This is a genomic window from Njordella calcicola (assembly GCF_056494125.1).
Genome location: NZ_CM151396.1, coordinates 1,182,203 through 1,208,840 on the forward strand (window position 1 = coordinate 1,182,203; position 26,638 = coordinate 1,208,840).

Below are 26,638 nucleotides of genomic sequence, written 5' to 3' on the forward strand. Positions count from 1 at the left end.
GGGCTAGGCTAGTGGCACATGACGAACCGACCTGTGTTGCCAAGACGTTCGCGCTCACCGTCTTCATCGACCGGAGTCAAGTTGCGCCCGCGCCAAGACAGTCAACGGCGTCGGAGATCGCGAGTTAGGCGCCGCGACCAGACAAACGCAAGCGACCGTCGTTCCAGGGCGCGACGTGGCTAACACGTGGGGGGGGGTAAAATCCAAGTAAATCTAGGGGCGATGAACCGGTGCAAACGCCCAGCACGGAACTGGGACCACTCACGTCGTTTGAAGCAAGTAGCAATTTCGACCGATCATTGCCTCAACTGCCCCCTCTGAACCAACACAATCCAAAGCCCGATTAAAAGCATCGGTCTCGCTTACGTCGTGCATCATGCCCGCAATCTCATCGTGGTTCCTACCAAAGGCACAACAGAGCACCGCAATTGAGACGCTCACTAGATGCGAGCGGAACTCTTCGATGTGATCAGGTATCCATTTGGAAAAATTCGGACTAACTCTGACTCGTACCTTTGCATATTCCGTCGACTCGCAAACGAGAATCTGAGGTGGTGAGACAGCTTGGTCGTCCATTAAGACCTCGACGCAAATAAGCTGATCGGTAGCTTCGCATTCATCAAACACGCAGAGAGACGCAAGGCTCTCAAGCGTACCCAAAAGGTCATCGGAATATGTGATGGTCTCGAAATTAGCTGTGCATTCTAGGCAAATCACCGCATCCCGGACGTTACCTGTCGCTTGGACTTTAGTCCCGAATTGATGCAGTAGAGTTTCAGGGAACCCCTTGCGCACGGAAGATTCCCACTTTGCGAAGAATGATCGCATCCATTCAACATCTTCCTCAAACTTCCTTGTGAATTCCTCTGCCATCTCGTTTTCGAGCCCCGCTAAGAATAAAACCGTGAATCGAGACATGGGCAACTGCATATCCTGAAGCTGGCTGGCATACGGTACAAGTCTCTTAACCTGGTCGCTGCTCAGCGTGTAGAGACGATTGCAAAACGCCTTTTCAATTTCTTGGTAGACACCTGCAAATTGTTGAAGCTCGATGTCTGCATCATAGAGTTCGCAGAAGCAGTTCGTCGCCAGCTGCATCCATCTTATGAATGATGCCAAACGCCCTTGGCTTAGGTCTGTCCAAGCGAGCATTCGGGCAGCGCGATATCCATACCATGAAGATTGGTAACAGTCGCCCGTCCACTTGCAGGCGTGATATGCTCCGAAGAGCGCTTCCTGACGCGATGCATTGGGTAGGCCAAGTGAGATGAATGCAGTGGAAGCTAGATCGGCTGCTGTTACACTTGTTTCAAGACCTTCTTCCTTCGCCGCTTTGTATCTTGCTTGTTGGTATGCGGACGCCGCTTCGCGAAGCCGACCCGCTTTTTGAAGAGCCTCTCCCTTACGAATTAGCAACCTTGCTTCTGCAATCTCTCCATCACGCCCTGACGTTAATTTCTGAATCAAGTCAAAAATTGCATCAAATTCGGGACTCTCAACTAAGTATTCAGAAAGACCTATTACCGTGTCAGTGAATCGCGTTAACGGATAGGAAATGATCCCTTCAGAACGTGCAAAACATGAGGTGAGTTTTCGTAGAATCTCATCAAGATCGAAAACGTCATCACGTTGCCAAGGCGACAATTCCCCAAATGCGAGCATTGTTTCGGCTTGTAGCCGGACTGCCTCGTCGAGATGATCGTTTACCAGCTCATTTAGCCTACGACGTATGGCCGCATCGCGCTCCAGCAAACGTAATTCGTCGCGATCGAATTCACCGCGAACGACGGAGCACCATAACATGGAAAGTAAGTTACAGAATTTTTCAACGGCGTGCGCGTCAGGCGCGGAATCGAGAAAACGCTCGATCTCGTTGTAGACCTCGATGGCAGTGGATACGTCGTCGTACCACCAATTGTCAGTCCACGCGTGGTGATAAGCGCAGTGGACAATAAGTGACGTGTTTTGAGATTTCTTAGCGATTGACCGAGCACGTTGAAAGAAACCCGTCGTTTCATGTCTTGGCAGTTCAAGTTCGCGAGAGAGAAAGCCAGCTTGAAGGTAAGCGCTTACGATTCCATCGTCAGATGCGTAGTTGCCTAGCGGCTCACGAAGCTTATTAAGCACTTCGTCGAGTTCCAACTGACGTTCGGTATCCCTCGGGCCACGTTTGAGCTCCGGTGCTAAGGGCACCGAGATCCTGAGCGTTTCTATCGCGATATGCTCTCGGTTGAACGTCAGGACACGTGCACAAAGCCATTCGCGGTCAAGGATATGAACTTCGAATTCGTACGTCTTTGAAAGTTCTTCTTCCAATTTTGCACGGGTCTTGTCTCGGGCAAACTGGCTGGTGATGAAATAGACAACGGAGAACTTGGTATCCAGTTCGGCGATTTTCTTACAGTCGCTTCGGACTTTGCTGGTCCAGGTCTTCTGGCAACTGAATGCAAATGCCCAGCGTTCCGTTGCTGGCGCTGCCGGTGTACCCCAATAGCAACGCTCAAGTAGCGTCGTTGAAACTGGGTAAGTCGAAGAGTCGGTCTTCGAGTCGCCGCCGCCTAAGGGCCCCGCCTGGGGCTTGAGGTTTGGGCAAAGTTCAGCTTCCGCAATGCGTCGACAGAAATCCTCAAACAGATACTCTTCTTTTCTATTCACCAAGGTTTCGAGATGATATTCAAGCAACGATCGTTCCAGTCGTGGAGCCGACAAACGTTGAGAATCAGAAAAAAGGTATGGGCTATTCGCCCGCATTAAATCGCTTGGCTTGGGGAGGATTGGCTCTCTTCCGTCATGTGGCATTCGTCGTTTCATCACAGGCAACTCGTCGAAGACTCATCGATAGTGACTCATCGATAGTATTGAGGAATGATTCGGTTTCAGTAGCACGTCAATACTTTCGTCAGCTTTGTTTTGATCGACAAACGGTGGCAAATAGACGTCGCACTTTCTAATTAATGAAACGTGTACCTTGGGGAGAGTTTTGGGCACAGATTTGGTGGCGGGACCATGATTGAGGAATAGCGTGTCGTTCTGAGGCAGAGAGAGTTTCATTCGAGCCCAATGGATAGTTCTCGTCGTAGTCCAATGACGTGAATTATCGCCGTTCTATGAGCTTATGCAACTCCACTGATGAGTGTTTCTATAGTGAGTTTGCATGCTCCGGTGGCCGACACCGGAGCAGCACATCGCGTCGGCAGGAATCATTGGTCCATCACCCCTCGCTTGTTCTGAGGTTTAGTCGTGCCGATCGTCATCGTGATCAGATGAGTCGGATCACACAGTCAAGCTAAGTTGCTCAGGTGGGCGTGTCCTGAGAAGCGAACCGTACCAGATGGAAATTGCGCTTATCGATTAAGCATATCGGAGCTTACTTCTGAAGCCTTTAGACTTTTGTACACGTTTCTGGACGTTGCCTTAAATCGAGCAAGACTATCTCTTGCCCGTCGAGTAAGCGCTCTGATTCTAGCCAGCGGATCTGACGCATCGGAACGCGCAAACGGGCCTACGGAAGTTGGAAAAGAGCTAAGCTGCAGAACAATAATTGTCAAGGCGAGTACGCAAAACTGAAGACAACTTACGACTTGCTGATCGCAGCCAGTCCTTGAACTTCGTAATTGCCGACAATAGCTTCTATGTTGACTTTGTGTCATTGAAGACTTCCAATTTTCGCAAGTCGATTCTTACCGAATCTACGACAGCATCGCTGGGTTCGCTGAGGAGAATTGATCTGGAGTCGGCTTCGTAGATGCTAGCGATTCGAAAGTTCTGAAGACGGCGAACTCCAGGCAATAAGCGAAGACCGTGAACGGTCACAGTGTGTTCAGAAAAGTGAAGGACGATGCCGGTCTCTGGATCGTAGCTTATCCGGTAAAGATGCGAATAGGCAAAACTCTCACGCTTCCCATCTTTAAAAACTAGCTCCAGCATTTCTGCCCTGCGCGTGGGCTGGCGAGTGCTAACGAAGGCCTGGTAGTGTTCAGGATCTTCGTAGTCTTCCTCATCTTCTATGTAATCCAACTCGGAAGCAACCGACGGCAATAACTTCAGCTTATCCACGACGCTGCGGGGTTTCGTATCTTCCATACAAAAATCTATCGAGAAATTTGAGGTAACGGTTCTGGACGTATTACTTCGGCGATTCGACGAGCTTTGTCAACGACATACTCGTGTGTACTCGATAGGATATGACGTAGCCGTTCTATCCGCTGCGTCACACGCGACTTTCGATCTGGATGGGCATTTGACTTGCGATCGAGTTCAATCGCGGACATCACCGATCGGTCTTTGCAAACCGCGTTTCGAAGTCCCGCTATGTCGTCGGTGTATATCTCAATTCCGTTCTTAAGCTGGCCACGCGAAGCAGATACGTAAAGTTGCTCAGCACTCGATGCAGAAAAACTCTGGGAGCTTTGGGCAATGAAAACACGCTGGCTTGTATCGCCCTGTGCCGAGTAACTGGTCGTCACCAGTCCATGCGTGAAATGCCCCCAGTTCGATCCGATATTGATTCCATTTTGCAACTCGATTGAACCATCCGGTTTGATATTCTTGATGCGATGAATATCGCCATTGGTTAACCTTTGTTGACCAGCCTTGGCACGACGATTGCGCGTAATGCGAAGACTGTCCCCGACCGCAAATGTTCTAGCCACCGGTCGGAACGTGGCAAAGGCACCAGCAGATGCTAGCGGAAGTCGGGCTACTTCATTGCCTTTTCGGACCCACACATCTTTTTGATCGGTACTTGCGACCTCAAGACGATCCCCCGGCTTAAAGCCACCTTGACCACGCGCATGGAACTCAACGACATCGCCGACAGAATACATTTTAGCATCCTGTCGCTGAGCCTCTGTCCAATGGTAGGGTGTGAGGGTGACAAGCTCATGGTCGCGGCTATCGATTTTCCCCCGTGTCCGAAGCTCGGCTCGTATCGCTTGAGTGACGATCTCCTTTTCGGCATTGCTCGGAGAAATCACGATTGCTGTTTCGCCAGTTTCGATCGTGTCGGCATAGCGTTTTGCCAATGCCTGATTGCGAGACTCGTTGGGCAGTTCTTTGACTGCGCCCAATTGCTCCAATGCGTTGAAACCGGCGGCCACACTTCCCTGGCTTAGTAGCTGGACTGCGTTTCTGTAATTCTCGTCGACTTGCCGACGTATCGTTTTTACTTCTATCGGTTTGATGCCGGATTCTTCCTCTAGCAATGCCAAAGCATTTCCTCGCTGGATCGCACCATGCTGATATCGATCCCCAGCGAGTATGATCCGAGCATCAATGTTCTTTGCGATCTTGAAGAGCTTAGCCATGTCAATCGTGGATACCAATCCAGCTTCATCAAGCCAGACTACGGGCTTATGAGCATCCTTCGCAGGATTTTTACTTTCCAGGAAGCTTGCAAGTGTCTTTGGAGCAAAGCCGTCACTCTTTAGCTGATTTACCGACTTAGTCGTCGGTGCAAGTACGATAACTTCCGATCCATTCTCGCGGATTCCTTCGATCGCTTCTTGTGCGAGCGTAGTTTTTCCTACTCCCGCCTTTCCAGCAACGATCATCACTCGGTTGTGACTGTTCCAGATCTTCTTCACAGCTTGTTTTTGCTCGTCGGAGAGCCAGCCGCGAGCAATCGTACGATTTGGCGCCATAGAATTCACAGTTCCCAATCCCTGTCGAGCGAACCTTAACAGCGACTGTTCTTCAAGCAGGACTTCGCGAGTAGTGACCCAGGCCTGTTCGTCTTTGCCCTCCCGGATAAGTGGACGCTGAAGATATTCAAGCTCAACACTGCCTACGCTGTTGCCTTCAATACCACGCCAAATGGCGTCTGTGAGGATTTCTCGGTCGCGAACCGTGGATTGTTTCTCAAATCGATGAGCAATGGCGTGATCGACCGCCAAGCCTACTTCTTCTTTGGCGGCACGGCGACTAACGGCTAAACGAACGGTTGTTAACAGATCTTGTAGCTCTTTGTCCTGTAGTTTTTCTCGCCAAACAGAGGGTAGTTCTTGAGGCAAAATAGTGTGTGACTTCGCTTCTCGTGTCTTGGCGCCTAGTTCTGCCTTTTTGTTTGGATCGGTGATGTTGTGGTCTTTAGCATATTGTTCAATCTGCTTTAGGCGTTCGGAGTATCGTTCGACAATATGACGCGGAACTCCTTCAATCTCAAACCATTTACTGCCTTGCCGCTCTATCGAAAGGTTGAGCTTCTGGCGTAGTTTGTCTGCCAGACGACTATGGAAGCGAGCTTCGTAGTATGGACCATCCTTTTTGACCAGGGAGATATCCATGGCTTGAGCTCGATTGCCGCGGAATGTTGCATTGGCAAGCCATGCATGGACGTGAATCTGGGGCATTGCTAAGCCCTCTACTGGACGCGAGGTGGTATGTAGCCAAGTTGCCGCGATAATGTTGCCCGTTTTCTCAGTGTGCATCGTGTTTCCGGTATGCACACGGGTTAAGACATCTTGCTCGATCTCGCCAAGTGTTTCATTCACCGATTCCCGAACTAAATCGAGAATACGATGGTCTTGGCTCAAGGCCCATAGAATGCTTACGGATTTACTGACGGAGAAGGTGAGGTCCCAGCCGACGCGACGATCGACACGTGTACGCGGAGTTAGACTGCGATCTTCGAAGGGATGCTTGTTCTCTGCAAGGCGGTCAAATTGTTCCTTGTCGACGATGCCGGTTAACCCCAGTTTTGCCGCACCGTTTCCGAACCAGTGCCCTTTGAGAGCGTTTGGACCTTCCTCGTAATAGTCGCTGTGCTCGTAGTAGGACTTGACCTGAGCACTCGACCGCTGAGCAACTATTCGCAGCATGAACTACCCTTTGCATGGAATTGAGCAGTCAGAATTTGCTCGATTCGGTACCTAGCAGTTCAATATGACAATTTGATGACAGTGGTTTGGCGTGAGACGCAGAGAATCCCAGCAGCGATTTAAAAGCAAGAACGGCGCGTTTCCGCGCCGTTCCATACTAGTTGTGGTGTTAGCGATCTATCGAGCGTTCGCTGACTGAGCTACCGAACCACGCATTTTGCCTTTATCTTGCTCGATCCATGCATCGGCGTCTAGCAAGAGTTGGCGAAGGCGTAGCAGGTCTGAATCTCGCATGTACGAAGTTGTCTTGAACGAGTCAGAATTGTCATCTTTATAGGTTCGGTCCGCTTTGATCGTATACCGATCCCAACCCCCTTCGGCCTTGTCCTTCCAAATTGAAACTTGCAGGCCACCGCTACCGTTGAAGCGTGCAACTGGTCGAGAGTTTCCAACTTGTTGTGCTTCAGTTTGTTCGTTTTCTTGCTCCATGTCATCTCCTTACGTTTTGTTAATGAGCGTTTCGTAACTATCGCTTCTTTTCGACCTTGTCAACTGTTAGCAAAACGGGCTGAGAATCCTCGAAGGAGCATCGTTCAGTCAGAGATTCTTACTGCGTGCTTTCGCACTTGTTCGCCTTGCGAAATGCGTGGATCAGTATTGGGTGTGCAAGCTCCCTCATCGTGCATGGTCACCACTGATGAGGTGGCCTTGAAAGAAGAACGCTTTTATTCACCTATGGTGAGCGTTGCCAATAAGGAGTTCGAAGCTCCGCTGCTTCTTGAAACACCATTGCTTCAATGTATTTGCTAGCGGTGGAAAGACGTCGGACAAAATAGGCGATCGTGCCGACATTTGATATTGAAGCAAACATAAAATGGTCCTTTGCCCAGGCGTATGTGCGTTTGGCAAAGCATCTTTCTCTCCCATCTAGCTCCCTTGGAGGTGCTCTATGCGATTCTTTAGAAGTGTGTCTCTGGCCTTAGTGTCGATAGCAGCTTGTGCATCAGGCTACTCTCAGACGAATATGCTCTTTACGTGTACCGGCGGAGCAGACGCAACCGCAACAACTTGGACTGGTACGTTTACTCATTCAATGGACGCAGCATCGCTGAATGCCGCTAACTTTGTCTATTACGGCTCAACCCAATGGACTGCACTGACAAGTGCCCGTGCCACTAAGCTCGATCTACCAAGTACTGCTCTGTTGAGTGGCTCTTTTGCTACTGGAGCAGTCGGATTTCAAAATGGTCCTAATCCTTCTACTGGGCGGATCGCAAATTCCAATGTCAGTGTAGGCCTGACAGCGGTTAACACAAATCCTGCGAACATGACGGTTTTTCTATATGTCATCGGGAACATTTATTCCACGGCATCTGGAGGAAACGGAAATTTCGATATTGGAGCTAGCGGCGCTGGCTACGAACTTCGTTGGGTTACCAACGTTGGTGGCAGCCCCGTCGCTCCACAATTAAGATTAACTGGTCCCCAGGGGCTCATTACAAGTGTAACAACGAACACTCCAAACCATCTCATTGTGATCGAAATGCCAATAGCCTCCCACACCCTGGCTTCGACAAATACGTCAAATTGCTCGTTTCCAGGCGCTTTAATGGGGTCCGCAACGGCTTGGTCGCAGGCCGGCTTGATGGACCTGCCAGATGGGGGGACTGTGCTCGTGTCGGCAACACCTAAAGTCACTTTGTTCAACAGTCCGAATATTTCGGTATTTGGGGACGCGCCAGATGCCGCTTTGAATCCGCCTACGAGCTTGGAAGATATCGCGGATGAAAATATGGGAACGCAACAATAAGTAGCTCCCTATCCACACTTCCCACCAGGTGCGACAAACGCTCGCGCCTGGTCAATCTTTAAAATATTTACTTTCGCAAACAATCCCAGCCAAAGCAGACGTGAAAAGGCTTCAATGCCACCAGATCTGTGACACCTTCGTAGCTTAAGTGATGGTCCCTTTGCAGTAATCAGTTGCTCGAAAACCACGGCATGGCGTTACATGCTAGCTCTCATTGTTACTCTGGAAACTTCTTCCAGGGTCGTCAATCCACGTGAGGCAAGTTCCTGGCCGCTGTCGGCTAAGAGCTTCATCCCTTTTGAAACTGCATACTCACGTACCTCTGTGGAATGACTTCGACGCGTTATCAGACTTCGAATTGACTCATCGACCACCATGAGTTCGTAAATGCCTAACCGTCCCTTGTAACCCGTTTGCCGACACGACGAACAACCTCTAATGTCTGCGGACGAACAATCAGCGCAAACTCTACGCACTAAACGCTGGGCAAGGACTGAAACCAAACTACTGGCTAGCAAATAAGGTTCAATCCCCAAATCCAGCATTCGCGTGATGGCGCTGGCAGCGTCATTGGTGTGCAAGGTGCTAAAGACCAGATGCCCGGTAAGTGCAGCTTGAACTGCCATAATCGCGGTTTCCGCATCACGAATCTCACCTACCATAATGATATCTGGATCCTGTCGCAAAACGCTTCGCAATCCAGACGCAAATGTCATCCCCTTCTTAAGATTAATCTGAGTCTGCGACACCTTCTCCAATTGATACTCGATCGGATCCTCAAGCGTTACGGCATTACGCTGCGTCGTATCGAGTTCCTGCAGCGCGGCATACAAAGTCGTGCTCTTGCCACTGCCTGTTGGACCGGTAACCAGAATCAGTCCGTGCTCTACTGAGATTGCTTGCCGAAATGCTTGCAAGGTAAACGTGTCCATGCCCAGCTCGGGCAGTGTGTACAATCGGGCGCTCTTATCAAGTAGCCTAACCACAATGCGTTCGCCATTGCTAGCAGGCATGGACGCAATGCGGAGGTCGATCACACGGCTACCGACGCGAACTGTTGCGCGACCATCCTGCGGCAGTCGCTTTTCGGCAATATCCATTCGCCCGGCGACCTTGATTCGTGTCAGCACTTCTTCTTGCAGCTCTTTGGAGATTTCTCGGACATCGAATAAGATTCCGTCCAGCCGCATCCGGACCACCATTGAATCCGCTCTAGGTTGGAAATGAATGTCCGAGGCTTGCAACTGCACCGCCTCGAAAAACACGTTATTTACCAATTCAATGACCGGCGCATTACTGTTATCCTGCAACAGATCGGCTCCAGCGTCCACAGCGAGAAGCTTGACGTCACTGGTAGAAGCGACTTTTTGGCTTTGCTCGCTCTTTCCTCTTCTATACAGCTCAAAGGCGCTGTCAATCATCAGCAGCAGCTTCGCTGAGTCAGTTGCGACGACTGGTAACGGCGATCTTACCCATCGACGGATCGCATCAATGACAAATGGCTGTGTCTCAGATGTGACGGCAATAGAGACTTGCCCTTGGTCATTTCTGGATAAGCAGACCTTTTCGCGGCGACAAAGTTCGATCGGAGTTCTTGAGAAGAATCTGTCGAATACTTCATGCTGTGTATCGATAGATTCAACAATCATGCTTGCGTGGTACAATCATGGCAAAAAGAGGCATACACGACGCCGGTACAGAAACATGGCCATTTTAGCGTGTAAACTCCCGCAATCGAATACGGCCCCACCCATCTAATAAGCATTTTGAGTAAACAACTTCATGTCCAGTGGGTACCCAGCCTTCAGGTAGCTCCGCTTCGTTGCCGAAACCCCAGGCATCCGAGTCAATTATCCAAACTGGTCCCTGATACTCATTAAGAGCAATTGGTTTGCGAAGCTCGCCGGTTCGCATCAATGGAGCTCCACCGTAAAACATCGCTTTGCCCCACGCATTTAGAGCAAATACTGGACGATGACCTAATTGGTCTCGAATATAATACTGGGCCTCAAAAAGCAAGAACGATCGAAGCACGATGACGGGTTGATTCGTTTGGCTAGATTCGCAGATTACTTCACATATGCCACGCATCCCAGGACTGTTTGGAATCTCAGCGATTTGTTTTGTGCATACTGTCACTTGCCAGCTTAGCAATGCAATGCAGGCGATACTGGCGAGCCGCCAGTCCATAATCTGAAAGATGAACCTCACCAGCAGAGGAATAAAGAGCACTGAAGTTGCGAGCAAATATCGCGGTGTGAGTACGGGGGTTAAGAGGACTGACACCCCGATGGCAAGGACAAATGGAACAATAACCATCCACGCCAAGTATTTCTCTAGTGTACTTCCTCGGAAAATACCCCATCCGGCTGCCAGCAACACCAGTCCGTTGATTGCCACACACCACCAAATAGGCAATACGCTTGAGTGAAAGTCGCTAAGAAAATGATCCGGCAAAGTTCTTAACACCGATTCCAGCGTGATCGGTGTGAGCCAATAATCCTCTTTGACCGACGTAATCTGTCTCCACAACACCGGCACCCACGGAAGGTATAGGACAAATGGGCACAACAACAATGTGTAGTCTGCCTTGAAAGAAGAGACGGGGGTCCCTCGCTGAGAAAGCCAATAGGCCAGTGCGAACGCACATTGTGAGGCGACGTAAAACAGGCCAAAGTTATGCGTGTACAACAACATGGCGGCCGAGATAAAATAAGCGTACCTGGCCCAGGGCCGGGAAGACTGGTTCTGCAGCACCTGCCATAGAAAGTACGTTGATACGACCACCAAGCAGACTAGCAATGAATAGATTCGCCCTTCCTGTGACCAGCGCACATGATCAGGTAGAACGGCAAGAATCATGCCTGTCCAGCCTGCGATCAACCACGTCCTTACGGAAGATTTCGAGTTCTGAGCGACACTTAGACGCATCGTGACAATGATGGTAACGATACCAAAAACTAGTGCCAAGAGTCGATAGACAATAATCGAATCGGTAGAAGCAATCGTCTGAACTGCTCGCGATATGGTGTAATCCAAAGGTGGATGTACATCTGCCGCCGTGCGCCGAATCATCTCAAGCCAAGAAAAATGGTTGGCTAGCTTCCATGCGTAGGCTTCATCGAACCAGATTGATCTTGTTACCAGATAAGGCAGCCGAAGTGCGATGGCAGAGATCGCAACTGCGGTTAAGAAAAGCACTTGCACTGGGCGAAAGTGCTTTCTATGACTCTCCGCACCAACATTTCCTACTAGCGTGACCGATTTAGCGGGCGGGGACGGAATAGGATCTGGTGCCATGCGAATTACGTGCGTTCAATGCAGATACACTGGATTTCGGGACAGTATAGCAAACAACCTGAATCGTAACAGTTCGGGGTAGACAACTTCGTAAACAGAGCAATACCTCGGTGAGCTCAAGCATCGCAAATCATCGGTTAGCCAGCGGCCCAGCTGCAGCAATCCGATCAAGACCAAAGAAGGTGCGATCGTTTGCACTTTTTCCTTTTGGAATCGCAAGAGCAGCAGGCACACGCCAAAAAATTCACGGAGTCTACAGCACCATAGCAAAAGAAAAAGGAAGCGTCAGAACTAGGACCACAATTCGATCAGCGTAAATGCGATAATAACTCGGCCATAAGTAGATGCGACTCCAACGCGGCCAACGTGCACATGCGACAACACTTTGGCCAACATCCAAATAAGATCGTAGCTCGGCCAATATGCAAATACGATACGAATTCGGCCTATCGCACTTCAAACTTCTGTTGGTTCTCCAAACTTCATGACAAATTCAGCCAAACGCAACAAAAGCAGCCTTAAATCTCTACCGTCTCAATTCGGCTAAAAACTGCGACAATAATCCGGCCCGAAACAGCTCACCGGCTTTCTCAATACCAGGATCGCTCTATAAGAATACTACGGTTTACGGTGTCTACCCAAATATTTGTAACGTGATACTGCACCGAATCCGGAGTGCAATAAAGTTCAGTAGCATTATCGGGGATAAACCACTTTGGAACTCTGTCACCGGTCGCAAATGTCGTTGAAGCCTTCAAGCCAACTACTTTGCTTGCATGAAACGCTTGAGCAAATTCATCAACTAATTCCGGGTCAGTGTATTCTAAAAGTGCTAGATACATCGGATCGTGCCCGGAATCACGAGTGAATGTTTTTACATAACTTACTTTTTCATTCGGGGGAAACTTTTCCCAAGGTGGAAAATTAACTCGGTTCTCTGATAGCAGAGGATATTCACATCCTGGCACTACAAGGAACCAGCAAACTAGCAGCAACGATAAATTTCTACAATACATTTCGTTTCTATTTACTGTCGAGGTTGATCATCTATGAGGGCGATCTTCGCTCCCTGGCCTTACTCGGCGGGGACCTCGATCTCTGGGTCTGCTTGGCCGACCGCCGTTGCTTTCGGTTACAGGTGGTTCAGCGCTATCACAACCATACTTAATACTCACATCTAACTCCTCCGTGTGAAATGTGCCTGTGAACTCGTATGGACCTCCGTATTGATCAGCATCTTCTCCCTCATAATTAGAACCTTTGTAATCTCCAGGATTCCTAAACTTATCCCAGACGCGATATGCGATAACGCCCTTAAAATTATATTCAGTAATTTGCTCCGTGCAGCATCCACAAACGATGGAACTAACGCCCGTGGTAATCATAATCACTGATGTTGCCCCATAGCAGTGAAAATCATCTGTGAGGATCGAGTATGGTTGATTCCCCACATATCCGCCATAGGAACTTGGAGTGAAATCTATTCTAAGAGAACCAAATTTAGTCTTGTTTCCTGAACATGACAATCCACTACTGTCTTTCATCTTGGTCATGACCGTTTCAAAATTTAATTCTTTCATGATATAGCTATCATTGAAAAGCTTGACTATGTCACTACTTGGAACTAGCAGTTTTTTACCTCCGCCACATTCGTAATGCCAAAGAAAGTCTTGTGTTTCAATTTCTGGATCAATCCAGTTTCCGCCAGTACTAGGAACACCCGGTGCAAGTTCATGTAACCCTAGTGGATCGGCGTTTTCCAAAGAAAAATACATGTTATATAAGGAAGGACCGTTAATAAACCTTAAAGGGTCTCTAACACCAAATCTTCCACTGAGCCCGCTAATCCACCTAGCTCTAAAGTAATGTAGACCGATGGTGCTGTCCCATTCACGAGCGGTATAGGTGTAGCGATTTTCATAATTGCTAGAAGCGAGTAGCGAGCCGCTGGAATCTAGGAACGTTGGTTGGCCGTAGGCGGTATAGGCGTAGCGCTCTACCACGCTGCCGCTGGAATTGGTCATAGCGTAGATCGAGTACTGTTGGTTGCGATGCTGCGCTAGTGCAACTTCTGAAGGCCAATCACTGTTGCTGATCAGCGATGAGGCTGTGCAAGTAAAGCAGGCTGCTGCGGACTCGTGTTGTGATGACTCGCTATTTGAGACTGACGCGTCAGATGACTTTGCCTGGAAAGAAAAAGAACCATTGAATGAAACAGTGGCGTTCAAATAAGGGGCATTCTGATCGCACAACGTATCCCAATCGCTAAGCGAGATTTCTCGATGCGATAAGTGTTTAACCGGAAGTGATGAGGATTGAGACTGCATGTCTGCCATTATAGAGAATGACAGTTGAGCGGTGGTGCGAGATGGGCGGGATAATTGGCAGAATATTGAGGTGGCAGCCTGAAGGGCCGTAGCAATTATTGCCGGTGTGCCGCAGGCCACCGGACTTTGAGGTTCCTTGAGACCGATAAGCCCGAAGGGCTGGCGCAAATCAATTGTCTTGGCCCTCCGGGCCTGAGGGATCAACTGCGCATGCAAACCGTGACCGGATCGGCCACGGCAGCAATTGTGACAAGCCGTTGGCTTGATGAGGCAGGTGCCTCGAGGTCAATTGGCAAGTGGACGCGTAGGCGGCTCGCCCTCCCCGGTCGCTCGTGGAACTCGCGGCCGACCCTCCCGCAAGCGAGAGGGTGAAGAAGAACGCGTACGCCTGGCGGCTGACGGTTAAACGAAGAAGGCGGAGTCGCTGGGCTACATACTACTCAGCGAACGGAGTCGCTGAGCTACTGGCTACTCAGCGAACGGAGTCGCTGAGCTACTCAGCGGGTGGAGTTGCTGAGGTGCCTTCGACATCTGGTTTAGCCGGATGCGTGGCGTCGTGCACTTTACGCAAGCGATCGATGGTCACGTGCGTGTAGATCTGAGTCGTATTCAAATTCGCATGACCCAGCAACGTCTGTAAACTTCTTAAGTCCGCGCCGTTCTCAAGCATCAACGTTGCCGTCGTGTGACGAATCACATGGCACGCGCCGCTCTTGTGAATCCCCGCCTGATCCAGATAGTCTCGCACCATCTTCGAAGCTTGACCGGGCAATAACGGCTTGCCCGTGTTGCTCAAGAAGATTCGATCTGTTGGCATTGCCGCTGGCCCCAATCGCTTGCGACCATGACCGGCCAGCAACCAAGGACGCACATCGGCCAAATACTTTTCAAGCCACTGCAAGGCTCGCACACCAATCGGTACCACGCGATCCTTACGCCCCTTGCCCAAGCGGATCATCAACAACCGACGACTGCGATCAATGTCATAAACCCCAAGCGACAGTAGCTCCTGGCGACGAATCGCACTAGAGTAAAAGATCTCCAGTAATGCTCGGTCACGGATGCCAAGCTCGTCTTTCACATCGGGCTGATTGATCAACAGTTCGACCTCGGGCTCCGTTAAGTAATTCATGGGCAAGCGAACTTCCGCTTTGGGCAGTTCCAAACTTACCGCTGGATTGAATGGCAAGTGACCCTTCAAACATAACCACTGCAGCCAGTGCGACAGGGTCGATAGATAGGACGCTTGCGTCGAACTGGCCAAGGGAGCCCCGCTGCGCAGATGGCCTACATGATAAAGGCTGCGTTGATAAGCGGCCACGTGCTCGGCAGTAACCTGTCCGATGTGATCGATGGCACGCGCCTGCAGCCAGTTAATGAAACGCCTTAAGCTTGACTTGCGGCGATCAATGGTCGACTCTGACCAGTTCAATACGCGAAGATCAAGATAGTACGCTTGCAGCAAAGATGGATACAACATGGTTGGAACCTAGAAATAAAAAGTCTGAAATGGGAAACCAGTAACCAATGCCTTAAGCCTGGCCATGGCAGATGCACCTATGGCGACAGGCAGGGGCTCTCGCAATCTGGCTTGAAAGCCAGGAGAGAGGCACTAAGATCAGATCCTAGAAGGCTTTAGATGATGGCTGCTGACCCCTGGAAGTTACCTGGAACTTCCCTGGAAGTCGGGTGTCTACGGGCAACTAGAGAAGTTCGTAGACGTACGTGGCCCCTTGTCGGCCGCGATGAGCTCGCACGTATTCTAACGATACCAAGCGGTCTAAATGCGTCGATACTTGGTAATCACTCCACTGGATCGATTCACGCAGCATGCGTCTTGTGAAACGCACTTCACAGTTGCGGACGCCGTCCCTTTTTGCGATCGATTCCACCAGTTGCTGCAACAACGTCAGACAGTTCTGTGTCTGCGGCGTCAGCTCGTCCATGCTCAGCTTCAAAATGCGTTCGACCAAACGATTGGCTAAATCAATATCGGTCTGAACCACTTCGATGCGTTCGACGCCAGCTTCGTCACAAATCACGGGACGCTGGTGTTGGTGCAATAAAGCTATCGTGCGAATCAATGTGAGGAACTTCTCATGATCGCGGCGATTGCGAGTTCGGCTGCAAGGGAACTGCATCGTCTCGGCCAGTGGGTTATCGACTTCCATCGGACGAATCACCCGCTGGGCATTGCGGTGCAGGCTGCGAATCTGCTGGGTCTGTTCCAATGAGGCTTTACCTGCTCGCGTTTCGAGTTGTCGTTGGCGCTGTTGGATCGCCAGCGTGTGTTGGCTCGATTCGTCCACGGTGAGGACAAAGCATCGATTCACCAGCTCTTCATCCAACTGCATGCGTGTGGAAGTCAGAAACAATTGCACCGGTCCTTCGACTTCATGCGTTTGCATTTGGAAGTTCCCTTGAGCGTTCTTGCCTACGGTCGCATGCGTCAGCTTACCTTCGCTCTGTAGCAGCTTCAAAGCGTACGCTGCTTCGGAGATGCCTTGATCTTCGCTAATAGCCAGTATCTTGTGAGCAATCGAGCCGGCTGGTAGGTAGTACAGCGATTGACTGGTAAGGTTACTTAATCGCAACTGATGTTCGGGTGGCATCAGATGAAGGATCGAGTCCATTAAGGTGGTCTTACCGGCTGCGCTGTTGGACCTCACGAGGATCGCCAGTGGCTTGTCTAGCAAACGACTGGTTGCCGCCAGGTACGCAGCGAGTTTATTGAAGGGCTCGCCCACCATGCCACACTGATCCAGATCGCTAATGATGCGGCTGATCAACTGGGGATCGCTCAGCAAGCCCAGTGCCTGCTGCTGCTCTTGCGGCGATAGCTCGACGGGTTTAGTAATCCCCTTGGCCGCTTCGATCTGGCGATTGCGCAGCTCTTCAATATGGAGTAAGACTTGGCCGAGATCACGCTTGATGGTGTCCTCCTCGCAGTACAACTCCACAGCGGTTGCGCGTTGGAAGCTATTGCGCGATTGAGCTTTCATCAGATCGACCGTGTCGACGTGAATCAAGTCCGCTCGCGCTGCGGTGACGTTGACCTTCAAAGATAAGCTGGATATGTTGCGATCCAGCCCTCGGATGCGATAGCTGCGGTCACCGCGTGTGATCAACACCGATTCAGATTCCACGGTGAAGCTGACGCCGCTGCCCGGCGGAACTTCATTCGTGCTCTTGCTCGTGCTCGTGCTCGTGCTCGTACTCGTGCTCGTACTCGTACTCGTACTCGTACTCGTACTCGACCCATCGCCCGTCACTTCTTGTACAGCCACTGCATCTTGCAACACTTCCTCTTCCTGAAGTCTGACTCCTGAAGCCTGATCCCTGTTCAGATCCCTTCTCTCAAGCTTGCTGCATCCCGTACCAATCACAAGCCGCTGGGGGTTCTTGCTTTTGGCATCCAGCCGCCAGCCTTCGATGCCCGAGATCACGCCAGCTTCATCCCACAGCGGGATCGTCACGTAACCACGCATCGTCTCTCGGCCATTGTCCTTGTAGATCCCCAACTGCGTTAGTCGATTGCGAATCTCTTGGCCCAGCTTCACGCGATTGCTTGGAACTTCACTGCCCAGCGAGCGATCGGAGAAGCCGACTTGGTACTGAGCCGCTTGAGCGATCGAAAGCCCAAACTGTTCCTGCAAGAAAGTTATCAGCGCCGGTCGATCCAGCATCCCTTGCAGACTATCGGCATAGGCTTCGACGGTCGCTTGCCATGGGGCTGTCAGAAAGACCTCTAAGCGTGGAAAGCTATCTTGATAAGTTCGTGATCGTTGAAGCATGAGAGCGGGTCCATCAAGAGTGTTTGTGTGGGCGATAGATGGAATCAAACAGAAGTTCTTCAAAGCAGGCCCCTTCAGCAGAACGGGCCAGCAAGGCCTTGTGCAAGGGCTGATGATGAAGAATCAAAAGAATTCTTTGGAGGCCATCGATCAGCGTCGGCATCATAGTGCAGGTCATGCTCTACAATGCAGCTACATGCGTCGCAGTTATGACGGTACTTTTACTGAATCAGTCAACAAACGTGAGCACCAAGACGATCTCCTGCTCGCTGAATCATCGTTTACCAGGGGAACCAAGCGAGAATGTACTTGCAGCTCTGCGTCACTATGGCAAAGCGTACTTGTACGATGATTCTATTCCACGATATGCGAGACATGCGCTGGACAAGATCCTCGAATGCCGCTCCGGTGCGTATGGCTCCAGTTGGTTCCGCTGCGGCCAGTGTGATTCCAAACGCATTCTGTATTCGCCATGCTCCAATCGTCATTGCCCCAACTGCGGCTGGCTCAAGCGTAAGAAATGGCTCGATACGATCCAGTCCTGGGAGCTAGATACGAAGTACTATCACGTCGTCTTTACCGCGCCGCATGAACTGACCGAGCTATTCGGAGACAATGCGGCTGAGAGCTATAAGCTGTTCTTCCAGTGTGCGCAAAAGACGCTGCTAGAAACCTGCCAAGAAGCTTTCGGTTGCCGTCCTGGGATCTTGATGACCCTGCACACGTGGGGGCAACGGATGCTGCCGCATGTTCACATCCACGTCATGATGACTGCCGGTGGCATTGACCAGGAAAGTCGACAGTGGACAGAGATCCCTTCCGATGCGCCGGCGATCCAGCCCAAGCGTCTGGCGCAGGTCTTTCGAAAGAAGTTCATCCGAGGGCTCAAGAGTCTCTTTCGACGTGGCAAGTTATTACTAAAATCCACTGCTGAGCAATTAGAAGTTCCAGACGCTCAGTCGTTGGCAGAATGGTTAACACCGATCGCGGCCAGGAGCTGGGTCGCAGATGCTCAGCTCACTCCAGATGTACTTGCCACCAAGCGACAATGCGCGGTCTACTTGTCGGAGTACGTGCAAGGCACGGCGATCAGTGACCAGCGGATCGTCAGCGATGACGGACAAAGTGTTACGATCAGCTTGTGGAATTATCGTAAGGAGCAGTACGAGAAAGAATCGATGCCCGGCGGCGAGTTCGTGCGACGCTATCTATGGCATATCGTTCCCAGAAGCGTTTATCGCATCCGTTATGCAGGCTTATTCCAAGCTCAAAACCGCAAAGCAAACATTCAGCAGACACGTGCCGCGCTGAACGCATTTAACCATCCGCGTTCAGATGATGATACGGACGATGATGACGATGTGAATATAGTTCGACATAAGTCATTACTGCAATCGAGCATTAAGGATGCAAGCAAGCTGATCGAAGAGAACCAATCGCCAAGTACCAAAGCAGAAGTCGATGACCATGCGCCGCGATGCCAACAATGCGGAGCGGAGGGCATGAGCTTCCAAGAGTATCGCAGTCCCTGGCATACGCGTGGTGATATGGGAACAGTGTATTACTTGATCAGCTACTTCGCTGTTATCTGGACATCGCTGGACGATCGCGTGCGAGAGGTCTGCACCAAGGCACGCAAGAACATAAAGTTCAAGCAACTGAGTTTCGAAGATGCTCGGCTGCTTCGATCCGAAGCCAATATTTATTCAGCGTTCGATGTGAAGTTATTAACAGATGATGTTCGCGTCATTACTGCTTGCAGCCGCATGAGCTGCATCAATCAATCAGATACTCAACTACCATTACCGGAGATTTAAGTTGAAAGAGTTGCTTAACTCTCCCGGCCAGGAGAGTGGCGAGTCTTGCGAGCCGAGAGGGGGCGTTCGAATCATAGCCCGCTTCGCTAACAAGAATTGCATTATGAGTAACGAGAGCAACTTGCCTTTAATGGCTGAGCAATTCGAAGATCCGTATCAGTCAGAGAAATCCGCATTTAATGGACAATCATCAACACAAATTCTGGCCATTAAGCTGCGTTCTGGCTCGTTCTTGAGCCCTGCAAACAGCTACTGCAAATTAGATTAGTAGCTGGTAATTCTGTAGAGAAAAACATTGAACAACCGCAAAGCTGGGGAGAAGGACCGTCCACAGCTTGCAGCCGTTTTAATCACTCGTTGCTATCTCTTACTTGGTCAAGAACTCCGATTGTCGCTTCGGAGCGTAAGGCTCCAGTTGGTTCCGCTGCAGCCAGTGCGATCATAAACGAATTTGTTATAGGCCATCGACACTCATTCTCCGCATTCTCTCACCATCTTTCAATGTCACTCACTGTCGTCTTTAATTTGGTCGATACTTATTTTTATTTTTCCATTGGAGGATTTACACAGTTGCAAAATCCTTTGGTTGGAGATTGCTAACAATTCGCAAAATTTCCTTGTATCTGGACGTTCCACACGTTCGATCCTCTTCGTTGATAAATCGATTGTTGAATACGAAGCCTCACCAAGTAACGCAATACTTGCATCACCTAGGAATTCGACTGACTGACTGTCTAATGTGCTAAGGTCTGAGAATTGATGGGTCATCGCTCCTGAGTCGAGGTCCCAAATCATTAAATCTGAACGTCGCTCGTGCAGAGGATGCATCGGCTCGCTTAAGTCATCCGAAATAACAACTGCAACGAATCGGTTACTCGACGAAACAGCCATCCGTCCTGGGCCTTGTTTTTTGTGTAATTGCTTCGTGTATTCAAGCACATTGCGTTCTAATCGATTGTGTCCAGAAGCGCTTAGACGCCAGACGCAAGGGTATCCATCGGCTGATATTAGACCAACCAAATTCCTTCTTTCGTCCACGAATGTGCTTGCATGCAAAAACCAGTCGCCAGCTTGATTTTCGACGTTTAGTTCAAACTCGTTAAACTGTCGTGGATCAGAATTGAGGTCCTTAAACTGGTAGAGAAGCAATTTATGGTCATTTGGAGGCCTACCATAGTCAAAAAACACAAACGCATTAATTGTGGTAAATACTCCCGTCAACAGACTCGATTCAGGTGATAATTGCAGCTTGTGAGACCTATCTTGTTTGTCTATTAGGTAAAGCTCCGGAGATTCTCGATACCGTAACTTGAAACACAGCCACGCGTTGTCTGATGGCATATACACGACGTCATCGAAATATGCAGGAAAGGTTTTAGTATTTAGAATCTGCAAGCGGTTAGGGTCATCCGTCATACGCAGTTTCGTATATATGGTCCCATCCGCGGTGGGATTGCTTTCAACAGTTGAAAAACTATTCACCGTCAGAACGTGGGGTCTCGCGTTAAAACTCTTTTCTTCAAAGTTTTTGAGCAATATCGTGCTAGCATAATCGCTGTCGGAAGACCGGCATCCGATTGCCATAGCTAATAATAGCATCCATCGCGTAATCGACATTTATTTCACTCATTTTCTAATCGGATTGTCAGTTGAGTCTTTAAAGAATCGGAAGGGTTTTCCAGAACACCCGTCTACGAATGGCTTCTGATACCATTTACTTTTATCTGCAGTACAGAAATATCCTTCGCCACCATCCTCTAATGCGAGCGGATCTCGTGGATGAATCGGTGACGGTCGCCGCTCTCCTTTCTGGCCATACACATCACAACCCGTTGATGAGGCAATCTTCTTTCGAACCTCAGTCTGCTCCCAAGGATATCCACCTCCACAAGTGTAGAAAAAAATCGAACAACCAGAGCAAGTATTTCCTTCCAATGCAGTGCGAATGCCAGTCTCAAGAGCTTTGTCTTGAGTTGGTAAGACCTGAATAGGTTCAGAACCAGGTTTCTTTATTTTCACGCCACCCTTCTGCCCCTGATGACCGACAAACAGTATCTCGCAACATCCACGAGACGAAATGATCGACGGAATCGTGGAGGGATCTTCTACGACACCGCTATATCCGTCATTATGCGGTATTGAATCAACTCCCATAGACCAATAACCATTTTCATTATAGGGAGGGAAGTAAAACACGCATCGTTTGTTCTTTTCTTTATGATCGAAAGTTAGCGGACCATCCAGTGGATTGTGGCTAGGCAATCCCCAGGAGTTGTCTGGAACTGGCCGTGGCGGCGTGTAAACCGTTTCCAAGCCACTTGGATCAAGTTTGTTTAGAACTCTTAAAACAAGAAAACCGTACAGATTATCCCCTCCTCTGTACCCAATCGGGTCTCTTCCTACAAACCTTCCACTATGCCCACTCATCCATCTTGCCCTGAAGTAATGCAATCCGACGGTATGATCCCACTCGCGGGCGGTATAGGTGTAGCGATTGTCATAAGCGCTTGTAGCTATGACTGAGGCAGATGCGTTGAGTACCGTTGGCTGGCCGTAAGCGGTATAAGCGTAGCGCTCTACGACGCTGCCGCTGGAGCCAGTCATAGCGTAGATCGAGTACTGTTGGTTGCGATGCTGCGCTAGTGCAACTTCTGAAGGCCAATCACTGTTGCTGATCAGCGATGAGGCTGTGCAAGTAAAGCAGGCTGCTGCGGACTCGTGTTGTGATGACTCGCTATTTGAGACTGACGCGTCAGATGACTTTGCCTGGAAAGAAAAAGAACCATTGAATGAAACAGTGGCGTTCAAATAAGGGGCATTCTGATCGCACAACGTATCCCAATCGCTAAGCGAGATTTCTCGATGCGATAAGTGTTTAACCGGAAGTGATGAGGATTGAGACTGCATGTCTGCCATTATAGAGAATGACAGTTGAGCGGTGGTGCGAGATGGGCGGGATAATTGGCAGAATATTGAGGTGGCAGCCTGAAGGGCCGTAGCAATTATTGCCGGTGTGCCGCAGGCCACCGGACTTTGAGGTTCCTTGAGACCGATAAGCCCGAAGGGCTGGCGCAAATCAATTGTCTTGGCCCTCCGGGCCTGAGGGATCAACTGCGCATGCAAACCGTGACCGGATCGGCCACGGCAGCAATTGTGACAAGCCGTTGGCTTGATGAGGCAGGTGCCTCGAGGTCAATTGGCAAGTGGACGCGTAGGCGGCTCGCCCTCCCCGGTCGCTCGTGGAACTCGCGGCCGACCCTCCCGCAAGCGAGAGGGTGAAGAAGAACGCGTACGCCTGGCGGCTGACGGTTAAACGAAGAAGGCGGAGTCGCTGGGCTACATACTACTCAGCGAACGGAGTCGCTGAGCTACTGGCTACTCAGCGAACGGAGTCGCTGAGCTACTCAGCGGGTGGAGTTGCTGAGGTGCCTTCGACATCTGGTTTAGCCGGATGCGTGGCGTCGTGCACTTTACGCAAGCGATCGATGGTCACGTGCGTGTAGATCTGAGTCGTATTCAAATTCGCATGACCCAGCAACGTCTGTAAACTTCTTAAGTCCGCGCCGTTCTCAAGCATCAACGTTGCCGTCGTGTGACGAATCACATGGCACGCGCCGCTCTTGTGAATCCCCGCCTGATCCAGATAGTCTCGCACCATCTTCGAAGCTTGACCGGGCAATAACGGCTTGCCCGTGTTGCTCAAGAAGATTCGATCTGTTGGCATTGCCGCTGGCCCCAATCGCTTGCGACCATGACCGGCCAGCAACCAAGGACGCACATCGGCCAAATACTTTTCAAGCCACTGCAAGGCTCGCACACCAATCGGTACCACGCGATCCTTACGCCCCTTGCCCAAGCGGATCATCAACAACCGACGACTGCGATCAATGTCATAAACCCCAAGCGACAGTAGCTCCTGGCGACGAATCGCACTAGAGTAAAAGATCTCCAGTAATGCTCGGTCACGGATGCCAAGCTCGTCTTTCACATCGGGCTGATTGATCAACAGTTCGACCTCGGGCTCCGTTAAGTAATTCATGGGCAAGCGAACTTCCGCTTTGGGCAGTTCCAAACTTACCGCTGGATTGAATGGCAAGTGACCCTTCAAACATAACCACTGCAGCCAGTGCGACAGGGTCGATAGATAGGACGCTTGCGTCGAACTGGCCAAGGGAGCCCCGCTGCGCAGATGGCCTACATGATAAAGGCTGCGTTGATAAGCGGCCACGTGCTCGGCAGTAACCTGTCCGATGTGATCGATGGCACGCGCCTGCAGCCAGTTAATGAAACGCCTTAAGCTTGACTTGCGGCGATCAATGGTCGACTCTGACCAGTTCAATACGCGAAGATCAAGATAGTACGCTTGCAGCAAAGATGGATACAACATGGTTGGAACCTAGAAATAAAAAGTCTGAAATGGGAAACCAGTAACCAATGCCTTAAGCCTGGCCATGGCAGATGCACCTATGGCGACAGGCAGGGGCTCTCGCAATCTGGCTTGAAAGCCAGGAGAGAGGCACTAAGATCAGATCCTAGAAGGCTTTAGATGATGGCTGCTGACCCCTGGAAGTTACCTGGAACTTCCCTGGAAGTCGGGTGTCTACGGGCAACTAGAGAAGTTCGTAGACGTACGTGGCCCCTTGTCGGCCGCGATGAGCTCGCACGTATTCTAACGATACCAAGCGGTCTAAATGCGTCGATACTTGGTAATCACTCCACTGGATCGATTCACGCAGCATGCGTCTTGTGAAACGCACTTCACAGTTGCGGACGCCGTCCCTTTTTGCGATCGATTCCACCAGTTGCTGCAACAACGTCAGACAGTTCTGTGTCTGCGGCGTCAGCTCGTCCATGCTCAGCTTCAAAATGCGTTCGACCAAACGATTGGCTAAATCAATATCGGTCTGAACCACTTCGATGCGTTCGACGCCAGCTTCGTCACAAATCACGGGACGCTGGTGTTGGTGCAATAAAGCTATCGTGCGAATCAATGTGAGGAACTTCTCATGATCGCGGCGATTGCGAGTTCGGCTGCAAGGGAACTGCATCGTCTCGGCCAGTGGGTTATCGACTTCCATCGGACGAATCACCCGCTGGGCATTGCGGTGCAGGCTGCGAATCTGCTGGGTCTGTTCCAATGAGGCTTTACCTGCTCGCGTTTCGAGTTGTCGTTGGCGCTGTTGGATCGCCAGCGTGTGTTGGCTCGATTCGTCCACGGTGAGGACAAAGCATCGATTCACCAGCTCTTCATCCAACTGCATGCGTGTGGAAGTCAGAAACAATTGCACCGGTCCTTCGACTTCATGCGTTTGCATTTGGAAGTTCCCTTGAGCGTTCTTGCCTACGGTCGCATGCGTCAGCTTACCTTCGCTCTGTAGCAGCTTCAAAGCGTACGCTGCTTCGGAGATGCCTTGATCTTCGCTAATAGCCAGTATCTTGTGAGCAATCGAGCCGGCTGGTAGGTAGTACAGCGATTGACTGGTAAGGTTACTTAATCGCAACTGATGTTCGGGTGGCATCAGATGAAGGATCGAGTCCATTAAGGTGGTCTTACCGGCTGCGCTGTTGGACCTCACGAGGATCGCCAGTGGCTTGTCTAGCAAACGACTGGTTGCCGCCAGGTACGCAGCGAGTTTATTGAAGGGCTCGCCCACCATGCCACACTGATCCAGATCGCTAATGATGCGGCTGATCAACTGGGGATCGCTCAGCAAGCCCAGTGCCTGCTGCTGCTCTTGCGGCGATAGCTCGACGGGTTTAGTAATCCCCTTGGCCGCTTCGATCTGGCGATTGCGCAGCTCTTCAATATGGAGTAAGACTTGGCCGAGATCACGCTTGATGGTGTCCTCCTCGCAGTACAACTCCACAGCGGTTGCGCGTTGGAAGCTATTGCGCGATTGAGCTTTCATCAGATCGACCGTGTCGACGTGAATCAAGTCCGCTCGCGCTGCGGTGACGTTGACCTTCAAAGATAAGCTGGATATGTTGCGATCCAGCCCTCGGATGCGATAGCTGCGGTCACCGCGTGTGATCAACACCGATTCAGATTCCACGGTGAAGCTGACGCCGCTGCCCGGCGGAACTTCATTCGTGCTCTTGCTCGTGCTCGTGCTCGTGCTCGTACTCGTGCTCGTACTCGTACTCGTACTCGTACTCGTACTCGACCCATCGCCCGTCACTTCTTGTACAGCCACTGCATCTTGCAACACTTCCTCTTCCTGAAGTCTGACTCCTGAAGCCTGATCCCTGTTCAGATCCCTTCTCTCAAGCTTGCTGCATCCCGTACCAATCACAAGCCGCTGGGGGTTCTTGCTTTTGGCATCCAGCCGCCAGCCTTCGATGCCCGAGATCACGCCAGCTTCATCCCACAGCGGGATCGTCACGTAACCACGCATCGTCTCTCGGCCATTGTCCTTGTAGATCCCCAACTGCGTTAGTCGATTGCGAATCTCTTGGCCCAGCTTCACGCGATTGCTTGGAACTTCACTGCCCAGCGAGCGATCGGAGAAGCCGACTTGGTACTGAGCCGCTTGAGCGATCGAAAGCCCAAACTGTTCCTGCAAGAAAGTTATCAGCGCCGGTCGATCCAGCATCCCTTGCAGACTATCGGCATAGGCTTCGACGGTCGCTTGCCATGGGGCTGTCAGAAAGACCTCTAAGCGTGGAAAGCTATCTTGATAAGTTCGTGATCGTTGAAGCATGAGAGCGGGTCCATCAAGAGTGTTTGTGTGGGCGATAGATGGAATCAAACAGAAGTTCTTCAAAGCAGGCC

Annotated in this window: 16 protein-coding genes; 3 read left to right on the plus strand and 13 right to left on the minus strand. The window is 50.6% G+C overall.

The window, feature by feature from the left end; translation table 11 throughout:
- Positions 1-261: 261 nt before the first annotated feature.
- From SH302x_RS04505 to SH302x_RS04520, 4 genes are all read right to left on the minus strand, one after another.
- Positions 262-2,811 (minus strand): hypothetical protein, encoded by a 2,550-nt coding sequence (locus SH302x_RS04505; protein ID WP_479367550.1) that lies wholly within the window; start codon positions 2,809-2,811, stop codon positions 262-264.
- Positions 2,812-3,630: 819 nt separating this feature from the next.
- Positions 3,631-4,083, minus strand: a complete 453-nt coding sequence (locus tag SH302x_RS04510) for a hypothetical protein (protein ID WP_479367551.1) — start codon at positions 4,081-4,083, stop codon at positions 3,631-3,633.
- Between the two features lie 8 nt (positions 4,084-4,091).
- A complete protein-coding gene (gene mobF, locus SH302x_RS04515; protein ID WP_479367552.1) occupies positions 4,092-6,818 on the minus strand; it encodes a MobF family relaxase in 2,727 nt (908 codons plus the stop codon).
- A gap of 177 nt (positions 6,819-6,995) precedes the next feature.
- The gene (locus SH302x_RS04520) at positions 6,996-7,307 is read right to left on the minus strand and encodes a hypothetical protein (protein ID WP_479367553.1); all 312 of its coding nucleotides are present in this window, start codon (positions 7,305-7,307) and stop codon (positions 6,996-6,998) included.
- A gap of 460 nt (positions 7,308-7,767) precedes the next feature.
- Here SH302x_RS04520 and SH302x_RS04525 point away from each other — a divergent pair, with 460 nt between their 5' ends.
- On the plus strand, positions 7,768-8,628 hold the full coding sequence (locus tag SH302x_RS04525; protein ID WP_479367554.1) for a hypothetical protein: 861 nt from the start codon (positions 7,768-7,770) through the stop codon (positions 8,626-8,628).
- Between the two features lie 197 nt (positions 8,629-8,825).
- On the opposite strand, the gene SH302x_RS04530 is transcribed toward SH302x_RS04525, so the two are convergent.
- The 5 genes from SH302x_RS04530 to SH302x_RS04550 all read right to left on the minus strand — a co-directional run bounded on the left by SH302x_RS04530 (position 8,826) and on the right by SH302x_RS04550 (position 18,049).
- Positions 8,826-10,277 carry a GspE/PulE family protein gene (locus tag SH302x_RS04530; protein WP_479367555.1) on the minus strand — a complete coding sequence of 484 codons (1,452 nt, stop codon included), beginning with the start codon at positions 10,275-10,277 and terminating at the stop codon, positions 8,826-8,828.
- A 64-nt stretch (positions 10,278-10,341) separates the two neighbouring features.
- Entirely contained in the window at positions 10,342-11,928 is a 1,587-nt protein-coding gene (locus SH302x_RS04535; protein WP_479367556.1) for a glycosyltransferase family 39 protein, read from the minus strand.
- A gap of 1,043 nt (positions 11,929-12,971) precedes the next feature.
- On the minus strand, positions 12,972-13,952 hold the full coding sequence (locus tag SH302x_RS04540) for an RHS repeat domain-containing protein (RefSeq protein WP_479367557.1): 981 nt from the start codon (positions 13,950-13,952) through the stop codon (positions 12,972-12,974).
- 796 nt (positions 13,953-14,748) lie between these two features.
- Positions 14,749-15,735, minus strand: coding sequence for a tyrosine-type recombinase/integrase (locus SH302x_RS04545; protein ID WP_479364653.1), 987 nt, complete (start codon positions 15,733-15,735; stop codon positions 14,749-14,751).
- A gap of 223 nt (positions 15,736-15,958) precedes the next feature.
- A complete protein-coding gene (locus SH302x_RS04550; protein ID WP_479364652.1) occupies positions 15,959-18,049 on the minus strand; it encodes an MTBMA_p00010-related P-loop-containing protein in 2,091 nt (696 codons plus the stop codon).
- Between the two features lie 209 nt (positions 18,050-18,258).
- On the opposite strand from SH302x_RS04550, the gene SH302x_RS04555 reads away from it, so the two are divergent.
- Entirely contained in the window at positions 18,259-19,866 is a 1,608-nt protein-coding gene (locus SH302x_RS04555) for an IS91 family transposase (protein WP_479364651.1), read from the plus strand.
- Positions 19,867-19,969: 103 nt separating this feature from the next.
- Positions 19,970-20,134 carry a hypothetical protein gene (locus SH302x_RS04560; RefSeq protein ID WP_479364650.1) on the plus strand — a complete coding sequence of 55 codons (165 nt, stop codon included), beginning with the start codon at positions 19,970-19,972 and terminating at the stop codon, positions 20,132-20,134.
- Between the two features lie 236 nt (positions 20,135-20,370).
- On the opposite strand, the gene SH302x_RS04565 is transcribed toward SH302x_RS04560, so the two are convergent.
- From SH302x_RS04565 to SH302x_RS04580, 4 genes are all read right to left on the minus strand, one after another.
- On the minus strand, positions 20,371-21,483 hold the full coding sequence (locus SH302x_RS04565) for a hypothetical protein (protein WP_479364655.1): 1,113 nt from the start codon (positions 21,481-21,483) through the stop codon (positions 20,371-20,373).
- 9 nt (positions 21,484-21,492) lie between these two features.
- A complete protein-coding gene (locus tag SH302x_RS04570) occupies positions 21,493-22,773 on the minus strand; it encodes an RHS repeat domain-containing protein (RefSeq protein WP_479364654.1) in 1,281 nt (426 codons plus the stop codon).
- Positions 22,774-23,266: 493 nt separating this feature from the next.
- A complete protein-coding gene (locus SH302x_RS04575; protein ID WP_479364653.1) occupies positions 23,267-24,253 on the minus strand; it encodes a tyrosine-type recombinase/integrase in 987 nt (328 codons plus the stop codon).
- A gap of 223 nt (positions 24,254-24,476) precedes the next feature.
- The gene (locus tag SH302x_RS04580; RefSeq protein WP_479364652.1) at positions 24,477-26,567 is read right to left on the minus strand and encodes an MTBMA_p00010-related P-loop-containing protein; all 2,091 of its coding nucleotides are present in this window, start codon (positions 26,565-26,567) and stop codon (positions 24,477-24,479) included.
- Positions 26,568-26,638 lie beyond the last annotated feature (71 nt).